The organism is Saccharibacillus sacchari DSM 19268 (genome assembly GCF_000585395.1).
Taxonomy (GTDB): domain Bacteria; phylum Bacillota; class Bacilli; order Paenibacillales; family Paenibacillaceae; genus Saccharibacillus; species Saccharibacillus sacchari.
This window is the reverse complement of the sequence record NZ_KK073875.1, coordinates 2,471,059-2,479,916: the sequence shown is the minus strand read 5'-3', so window position 1 is coordinate 2,479,916 and position 8,858 is coordinate 2,471,059. Positions and strand designations below refer to the sequence as shown.

Annotated in this window: 10 protein-coding genes; 9 read left to right on the top strand and 1 reads right to left on the bottom strand. The window is 51.9% G+C overall.

Features of this window, described 5'->3' with window-relative positions; genetic code table 11:
- Positions 1–839 precede the first annotated feature (839 nt).
- A complete protein-coding gene (locus SACSAC_RS10620; RefSeq protein ID WP_037286073.1) occupies positions 840–1,238 on the top strand; it encodes a hypothetical protein in 399 nt (132 codons plus the stop codon).
- Between the two features lie 108 nt (positions 1,239–1,346).
- Here the strand turns inward: SACSAC_RS10620 and SACSAC_RS10615 are convergent, their stop codons facing one another.
- Positions 1,347–1,877 (bottom strand): hypothetical protein, encoded by a 531-nt coding sequence (locus tag SACSAC_RS10615; protein WP_037286072.1) that lies wholly within the window; start codon positions 1,875–1,877, stop codon positions 1,347–1,349.
- A 194-nt stretch (positions 1,878–2,071) separates the two neighbouring features.
- Between SACSAC_RS10615 and SACSAC_RS10610 the strand changes: the two genes are divergently transcribed.
- The 8 genes from SACSAC_RS10610 to SACSAC_RS10575 all read left to right on the top strand — a co-directional run bounded on the left by SACSAC_RS10610 (position 2,072) and on the right by SACSAC_RS10575 (position 8,857).
- A complete protein-coding gene (locus SACSAC_RS10610) occupies positions 2,072–3,703 on the top strand; it encodes an aminotransferase class I/II-fold pyridoxal phosphate-dependent enzyme (protein ID WP_051507034.1) in 1,632 nt (543 codons plus the stop codon).
- 6 nt (positions 3,704–3,709) lie between these two features.
- The gene (gene tmk, locus SACSAC_RS10605; RefSeq protein ID WP_037286070.1) at positions 3,710–4,351 is read left to right on the top strand and encodes a dTMP kinase; all 642 of its coding nucleotides are present in this window, start codon (positions 3,710–3,712) and stop codon (positions 4,349–4,351) included.
- Positions 4,352–4,456: 105 nt separating this feature from the next.
- On the top strand, positions 4,457–4,786 hold the full coding sequence (locus SACSAC_RS10600) for a cyclic-di-AMP receptor (protein ID WP_037286068.1): 330 nt from the start codon (positions 4,457–4,459) through the stop codon (positions 4,784–4,786).
- A 233-nt stretch (positions 4,787–5,019) separates the two neighbouring features.
- Positions 5,020–5,463 carry a YaaR family protein gene (locus tag SACSAC_RS10595; protein WP_037286067.1) on the top strand — a complete coding sequence of 148 codons (444 nt, stop codon included), beginning with the start codon at positions 5,020–5,022 and terminating at the stop codon, positions 5,461–5,463.
- 175 nt (positions 5,464–5,638) lie between these two features.
- A complete protein-coding gene (gene holB, locus SACSAC_RS10590; protein ID WP_037286065.1) occupies positions 5,639–6,619 on the top strand; it encodes a DNA polymerase III subunit delta' in 981 nt (326 codons plus the stop codon).
- A 179-nt stretch (positions 6,620–6,798) separates the two neighbouring features.
- A complete protein-coding gene (locus SACSAC_RS10585; RefSeq protein ID WP_037286063.1) occupies positions 6,799–7,599 on the top strand; it encodes a PSP1 domain-containing protein in 801 nt (266 codons plus the stop codon).
- 32 nt (positions 7,600–7,631) lie between these two features.
- A complete protein-coding gene (locus SACSAC_RS10580) occupies positions 7,632–8,012 on the top strand; it encodes an initiation-control protein YabA (RefSeq protein WP_037286062.1) in 381 nt (126 codons plus the stop codon).
- A gap of 77 nt (positions 8,013–8,089) precedes the next feature.
- On the top strand, positions 8,090–8,857 hold the full coding sequence (locus SACSAC_RS10575; RefSeq protein ID WP_037286059.1) for a tRNA1(Val) (adenine(37)-N6)-methyltransferase: 768 nt from the start codon (positions 8,090–8,092) through the stop codon (positions 8,855–8,857).
- Position 8,858: the final 1 nt, after the last annotated feature.

Sequence of the window (8,858 nt, the reverse complement as noted above, 5' to 3'; positions counted from 1 at the left end):
TAAGCCCTCTAACGCCGATGGTACTTGGACCGCAGGGTCCCGGGAGAGTAGGAAGCTGCCAAGCCAACGAAGAAGTCTTCTCTTAACGGAGAAGGCTTTTTTTCTTATGTTCGGAGTCGACACACACGTGGGAGGTCGCTGCGGTGCTCATGGTTGAGATGTATAAAGCAAGTGCGTTTGGTTTTCAAGCCAAACGCTATAGGCAAAGTTGCCATGAAATCCTTCATCACCAAAATCGTCGATCCCTATAGAAAAATAAAATAATAAAAAACCAGGGACTAAGAATCAGATAAAATTCCTTTCCAATCTTGTTAAATCACAATAATTGCATCCAATTCTATCCTCTTCTTTTTCTTTTCCCTATCCGACTTGTCCCCGTAGCCGGCAACGCCGCTACCTCTTTCCATTGGCTAACCAAAGCCGCATCTTTTGAAGTTTTCCCCCAATATCTCAAGCAAACAGGGCTTGAGATGCCCTCTCCACACCCCCTTGCCTGGAGCGGGAGTCGGTTTCGAACCGAAGCGCCTTTGTATTTTCCCCTTACCGCTGTAGCATTTATCTAATAAAAGGGGAAAACACAACGAAGCGCAGGTCGAAACCGGCTCACGCTCCCTCGGTAACATTTTTGTAACCGTTCCCCAAACTATCCTCGGTATAATGATGAAATGGATTAATCAGCCCTAATCGCTATTTAATCCAGGGAAAAGTCAAAGTCTGCACAACAATCACCAGTTTTTCTAGGGGACTTTCGGTTTTAAGCAGGGAATTTAGAACCGGGAGAGAAGAACTATATGGGGGTTTCACAGAATTGCGCAGAACGATGTAAGGGGGAATTGAATATGAAGCGGAAGGTGATGTCTTTTGCCTTTTGCCTATTCTGCACTTCACTTCTTCTTCTAACGGGATGCTCATCGGAAGAGCCTTCATCTTGGGCAGTCTACGATGGTGCAACGATTGAAGAAAGTTTTCCCGTGCCTAAAGAAGCAAGTAAAACAGAAGTGACAGCCGATAACACGAAAATGAGCTATATACGCTATTCGGTACCGGGACTTGATAGCCTGGACCAAATTCCGGAAGCTTACTTGGATGCCATCAAAGCGTGGGGCTGGACCGAAAAAACGGATCAGGAAAACCTCGAAGAGCCGAATCCGATCCTCATTTTTGCAAAGGGCGGAACGACGGTACATTTATCACTGGAAGGCAGTTATTTGACGGTGCTGGTCCCGAAGGAAAATTAAGGGCGGCGGAGACGGAAAACGCATAGAATTGGGAAGTTTAATAAAAAGACCGGTACACCGACAATAAAGTCGGGCCCGGTCTTTCTTTGATTATAGGGGAAAAATCAATCATTGGACATAATACGAGACGTCTTGCGGATTGAGTTTGATCATAACGTCTTTGCTCTGGCCTCTCATGCTGAGCAGGATCGACATCCGCGGCGCCATGAACCAGAAATGCCAGAACAACAGCGCTAACGTGAAGGGCAGCGGGAGCCAGGCAACGAGCACTCCGATAAAGACGAATCCGATCCAAAGGCTTTGCAGCAAAACTTGTTGAAGAACGGAATAACCCATATGGTGGTCAGGCAGGAAACCGAACCAGATGCCGGAGAAGCGCAAACGCCATTTTTTTCGATACATAGGACCACGAATTAGCAAGACGGAATGAGAAACGACAAAATGAATCCAAAGAACAATAAGAAAAGCAGCGGGCATATAGAAAAGTGCATGCCAGGAGAATAAAAAGGTTCCGACAAGCAGGACAGGAATGGGCACTAGTAAATAACTCAAAAGCAAAAGCTGAGGGATATGAAACTTACGTATGAGCTGATATTGATAGATCGTGGCGTTGCCGTTCTCGCGCTGTTGCTCCAGCATGTCCGACCTTCCTTCCTTTTCCAGATCAAGCATTCCCGAAATTGGGAATCAAGCTGCTATTATCATAACGCAAACTGCCAGTAATCGGAAGGTTGAAAAGTCACGCTTGCTAACCGGATATAAAATGTAGTTCAGCGACGGCACTAAATCAGGTACAATAGATAAGGAAAAATGCAGGGTACAGGAGGCGCGGCATGAAGGACTTGAACCATAAGGACGCTCCGCTTTATGCAGAACTGCTGCGTTACGCTGCACGTCAGGAAGCTTCTTTTCATGTGCCCGGTCACAAAGACGGGAACTTTTATCGGGATATAGAAGGAAAAGCACCTTACGGGTTTGCCGAGGTGTTGTCTATCGATGCGACGGAGATCGAAGGAACGGACGATTTGCACGATCCGGAAGGCGTCATTCGGGAAGCTCAGGAGAAGGCGGCCGCTTTTTTCGGGGCAGAGGAGACTTTTTTTCTGGTTGGTGGGAGCACCGTCGGCAATCTCGCGTTGATTCTAACCGTTTGCTCGGAGCCTGGAGATATTTTGATCGTACAGCGCAACGTGCATAAGTCCGTGTTAAACGGTTTGATGTTGGCGGGAGCGCGTGCGGTGTTCGTCTCACCCGAGCATGAATTGTTGAGCGGACTGGCGATGCTTCCGGGAACAGCTTTGCTGGAACAAGCGTTGGAGCGTTATCCCGAAGCCAAGGGAGTGCTGCTAACCCGACCTAATTACTACGGGATGGGACGCAGCATTCGCGAAACGTCCGGGCTGTGCCACCGTTACGAAGTTCCTTTGCTGGTAGACGAAGCGCATGGGGCCCATTACGGGCTTCATTCCGCTTTTCCGGCGTCGGCGCTTGCGGAAGGAGCGGACGGCGTGGTGCAATCTACGCATAAAATGCTGGGCGCGATGACGATGGGGGCAATGCTGCATGTCCAGGGAGAACGATTGGATCGCGACCTGCTGCGCAAGCGTCTAGCCATGGTACAAAGTTCCAGTCCGTCATATCCGATCATGGCTTCGCTGGATCTGGCGCGTAGTGCGGCAGAGCAGCGAGGAGAAGAGGGCTGGAATGATGCACTGGAGGCGGCGGCCTATATTCGTACGGAGTTGGAACAACTGCCGCGGTTCAGCTATGTGCGGCCGATTCGGTCGGATCAGGATAACAGCCGAACAATCAGCAGCAATATGGATAGTCGTTATTCGGAACAAGATCCGTTTAAGATTTCGGTCGAAGACGTTGAAGAACGGTTGAGCGGTTACGAGCTTCAGCAGCGGATCGCGGATGCAGGCTGCGTGGCGGAGATGAGCGACGAGCGGCGGACGGTATTAGCGCTCGGCCCGGGGACTGGGATGGATGATGCGGTAAGATTGATTGCGGCACTTCGAGAATTACAGGAAGAGGCTGAGGAAAAAAAGACGGATATCGCGCTGGAACAGCAGATCCGAGAGCAATCGCCGTTTGAACAAAATGCAGATTTTGCTTCGGCATCGTCGATTGCTCGGGACATGCCGCCCGCAATCTCCGAGCCTGTAGGGTTCGATTTACGTCAATCGGCAGCTCACGAGACCGTGCCTACAGAGACTGCGGCGGGACGGATCGCGGCGGAGATGATCGTTCCTTATCCGCCGGGTATCCCCCTGGTGTACGCGGGAGAGCGAATGACCGAGTCTGCCGTGGCCCATCTGATTCGGCTTCGAGACACCGGCGCCCGCTTCCAGGGAGCGTCGGATGCTTCATTAAAGACGCTGCGCGTACAAACGAGTTCCCCGCAGCGTCAAGCCAAGAACGAAATGATTGAATCTCGGCAGAAAAAAGATAGAAGGCGGTAAACAAACATGGAGCATTCGGGTAAATTTATAGTACTGGAAGGTCCGGACGGAAGCGGCAAGACGACGCAGATCGGCCGGATCGAAACCTATCTTCGCGAGCGCGGAGCGGATTTTATTTCAACGCGCGAGCCGGGTGGCGTGCAAGTGGCGGAAAAAATCCGCAGCGTCATTCTGGATGTCGACAACGCGATGAGCGGTCTGACCGAATGTTTGCTCTATGCGGCAGCACGTCGGGAGCATCTGATGCAAAAGGTCATTCCGGCGCTGGAACAAGGTAAGATCGTGATCTGCGATCGGTACGTGATGTCCTCGCTCAGTTATCAGGGCTATGGCCGTGAATTGGGTGAGGCGGTGCTGGACATCAATAAGCGCGCGATCAATGTGGATGGCGTCGAATACTGGCCGAACATGAACATTTACCTGGACGTAACGCCGGAGGTTGGCCTTCAGCGCATTCATGCGAAGCATGCGGATCGTGAGATCAATCGTTTGGACCTGGAGGCTGAAGATTTTCACCGTCGGGTTCGCGAGGGGTATTTAAAGTTGAAGGACGAGTATGAAGGACAGTTCACCATGATTGACGCTTCGCGTAATGAAGAGGCTGTTTTTGCCGATATAAAAGGAGTGCTGGAAAAGCTTATTTTCTAAGGCCCTCCATAAAAGCAGGAATTTGACCTATCGACGTCGAATAAAAGGCACACGGCTTTTTTTGTCCGTATGGACAATCAGCCAATCGAAAGGGAGGGACCACGGATGAAACTGATTATCGCGATCGTGCAGGATAAAGACAGCAACCGACTGTCGGGCGAGCTGGTTAAATCGAATTTCCGGGCAACGAAGCTGGCAAGTACAGGCGGCTTCCTGCGAGCGGGGAACACGACTTTTCTGATCGGCGTGGATGACAGCCAGGTCGAAGCCGTAATGAGCGTGATTCGCAACAGCTGTAAAGTACGCGAGCAGCTTGTGACGCCGGTTACGCCAATGAGCGGAACGACAGATTCCTATCTGCCGCTTCCGGTCGAAGTACAAGTCGGCGGCGCGACGGTATTCGTGCTTCCGGTCGACCGTTTCGAGCATTTCTAAGCCGTATGCTTCCTGATCAGGAGGCGTACAACAAGCGAGCTGCCTTGCCGTCCGTCGAAAAATAAGCGAAGTGCATAGTAGCTTGTCAACTCTTAATCAGATAGCGTTGACAAGGTAATGGTCAGTCACCGTTTGCACGACCCATTTTACCGGCGGACAGCCGGCCTGAAGAAGGGTTCGGTCTCCTCAGGGAGACCGCTCGTCTTTATGGATAAAGAAGGCAGGAATCAGGGATGAAAATCAATCCGGGCTTTCGCCCTTTAAACAATACGCCGATTACGCCGGATACCGGCGCTCGTCCGGTCGAGCAGCGCAGCTTCGCGGATACGATCCGCAACCAGGAGGCGCAAGCGACCCAAGACGAACTCGGCCGCCGCATGCAGGAGATCAACAAGCAAGGCGATCGCCTGGCACGCTCCATGACCATCCGCGAGCTGAAAGCTTACCGCACGATGGTCAAGCGTTTCCTTGAAGACACCGTACGCCGCGGCGTCGGCATGAAAGACACCAAAGGCTGGGACCGCCTCGGTCGCACCAAGCGTTACAAGCTGATCGACGAGATCGACGGCAAACTGCTCGTCATGGCCGACGAACTGCTCGCCAGCGAGGAAGGCCGGATCGACCTGCTCGAACAATTGGGCGAGGTACGCGGTCTGTTGATGAACTTGTTATTTTAATTTCGTACTTCGACGCCGCTATGCGGCGTCATTCTTTTAACCAAACCAAGGGTCGGTTTTTACTCCCTTCCCCCACATACGTAGCGAGCCGTGTTCGAAAGAGCGACTTTCGGCTTTCCGTAGGAAAACGAGCTGAGCGATTTCGAACACGGCGAGCGCCTTAAGGAGCCAAACCATGTCTTTACAAACGATCAGCGGCCAGGAAACAGCCAAGCGGCTGCTCGGCAGCAGCCTGCGCAGTGAACGAATCTCGCACGCCTACCTGTTCAGCGGCCCCGGCGGCGGAGCGCGCCGCAAAGCGGCAGACGCGTTCGCCAAAGCGCTGCTGTGCGAACGCGGCACGGAGTTGGGCGACGCCTGCGGCGAATGCTTGAGCTGCCGTAAGGTCGAGCACGGAAACCATCCCGACTTGCAGGCCATCGGACCGGACGGCGCATCGATCAAAATCGAACAGATCCGCGAGCTGCAAAAGATGTTCTCTTATCGCTCGGGTTCCAGCGGCCGAAAAGTCTATATCATCGACGAAGCCGATAAAATGACCGTGCAAGCTTCCAACAGTCTGCTCAAATTTCTGGAAGAACCGCCGGCTCCTGCCGTCGCCATCCTTCTTTCGGAAAATGCCCAGACGCTGCTTCCGACCATTCGTTCGCGCGTGCAGCTTGTCCCTTTTACCGCAATGGGGGCCGAATTGATTCTAAGCGAGTTGGCTGTAGAAGGTCTGGCGACTCCGGCCGCGCGTTGCGCTGCTCAACTCACGCCGGGACCGGAAGAATGCAAAGCGCTCGCGGCAGAGAATTGGTTTGCAGAAATAAGAAATGTAGTGATACAATTAGGGAAGGAGTCGATCGGCCGAAGCGGCGCAAGCCTCGTTACCGCCCAACAGCAAGTCTTCAAGGCGGGACTCGGCGAGCACCTGGACAGTCTGTTCGATCTTTTCCATTTGTGGTTTAGAGATATGATTTACGTTCTTTCCGAACGGCGCGAGCACATCGTTTTCATAGATCAGTTGGAGTTTATCTCCCAAGTGGCAGGTTCCCGCAGTGCGGAATATTGGATATCGTGCATGTCCATTGCCGCAGAGAGCAAAAAAAAGCTCAAATCCAACATGAACACACAGCTTTGTCTTGAGCAGTTTTTGGTAAGGCTGGGCCCTTGACCGGGCGCGTTTTCGGACTTCGAAAGCAACCGTTAATGCGATCGACGCACGGGTTCGGGCGGGTTCCTGACAAAGGAACCGTCAACGCGTTCATTAGGCCGGGGCAGCCGGGACTTTAAGCATGAGGTCAGGTGTGGCAAGGACCTAACGTTTTGAATGCGCGCAAGGGAGGTTTAGCTTTGTACAGTGTAGTCGGAGTCCGCTTCAAAAAGGCGGGCAAAGTGTATTATTTCGATCCCTTGGAGTTTCCGATCGAGCAGGAACAGTGCGTGATCGTGGAAACGGCCCGGGGTGTCGAATACGGTAAGGTCGTCGTAGGCAAGAAACAAGTACAAGAGAGCGACGTCGTGCTTCCGCTCAAGCGGGTTATTCGCATCGCTGGCGACACGGATGCGCGCGTGGTAGAGGAGAACAAGGATGCAGCCCGCAAGGCGTTTGCAACCTGTTTGAATAAAATCAAGGATCACGGGTTGAAAATGAAGCTGGTGGACGTGGAATACACGTTTGACCGCAACAAGATCATTTTCTACTTCACGGCCGAAGGCCGGGTCGACTTCCGTGAACTGGTCAAGGATCTGGCCAGCATTTTCCGGACACGTATCGAGCTTCGGCAGATCGGCGTTCGGGATGAAGCGAAGATGCTGGGAGGAATCGGGCCATGCGGACGGGTACTGTGCTGCTCGTCGTGGCTGGGCGATTTCGAACCGGTATCGATTAAGATGGCGAAGGATCAGAATTTATCGTTGAATCCGACGAAGATTTCCGGACTTTGCGGCAGATTAATGTGTTGCTTGAAATTCGAACATGACAACTACGAGAGCTCGAAGGAAGAACTTCCTGCTATCGGCAAGATGGTCGTTACGTCGCTTGGTGAAGGCAAGGTAGTCGGACTCAATACCGGCAAACGCATGGTACACGTACAGTTGTTCGAGATCGGCAAGGTAAAAGAATTAGCCATGGACGACATTGTCGTCAAGTAAGTCAATCGGAACCGCTCTGGGGTGGAGTTTACTTGGAGAAGAAAAATGTTTTCGCGCAAATACACGAGATGGAAACGCAAGTAGAAAGCTTCAAAGATGAACTTGGCACAATGAAACAGGCGGTCAAGGAGCTGATGGAGGATAACCACCGGCTCATTACGGAAAATGAACGCCTGCGAGAGATTTTGAAAAGGGAAGTCCAAGTCGAATCGGTCTCCGGCGCTCGCAGCGAACCGTTCAACGTCCTCAGCGAACCGAAAAGGAAAGATGAGGAATCGAGCGACACGGTTGGCGAAGGATACGATAACTTGGCTCGTTTGTACCATGAAGGATTCCATATTTGCAATGTGTACTACGGTCATTTGCGCACGGAAGGCGACTGCTTGTTCTGCCTGTCTTTTTTGAATAAATAATTCGGTCAACGTACCAGTCTGAGAGCCGCGGCGTATTTTGCCTGCGGCTTTTTTTTGAAAGAGGAGCGTTTGGAACAATGGAAAAATCGTTAAATGAAGTCCCTTTGTACGAAGGTGAAAGGGTCGACGACCTGCTCACGCAAAATCTGCATATCATTCAAAGCCCCGAGGTATTCAGCTTTTCGATGGATGCGGTCCTCTTGGGGCGTTTTGCTTCCGTACCTGCGCGCGGACGCGTACTGGATCTGTGTACGGGGAACGGCGTGATCCCTTTGCTCCTATCCACACGGACTAAAGCGAAGATTGAAGGCGTGGAAATTCAGGAGCGCTTGGCCGGAATGGCAGAGCGTAGTATTGCAATGAATAATCTGCAAGACCGGATTATCATTCATAACGCCGACTTAAAAGGATTTCATGAAACGGCCGGACACGGTATGTATGATGCGGTTACCGTGAATCCTCCGTATGCCGCATTGACCGGAAGCGATATCAAAGCCAATATCCATGAGGCGATCGCTCGGCATGAGATCCACTGTACGTTGGAAGATGTGGTACAGGCCTGTGGAAAGTTGGTCAAACAGGGCGGTAAAGTATCGATGGTGCATCGTCCGCATCGGTTAGCGGATATTTTGACGTTAATGCGCAAATACCGGATCGAACCGAAGCGAATTCGATTTGTTCATCCGCGTGCAGGCATGGAAGCTAATATGGTGTTGGTGGAAGGTCTGCGCGACGGCAAGCCGGAGATGAGAATTATGCCGCCGCTGATCGTGTATAACGAGCAAGGCGAATATTGTGAGGAAATCATGACGATCTATTACGGAAAACCGGGAGGAGAAGCCTAAG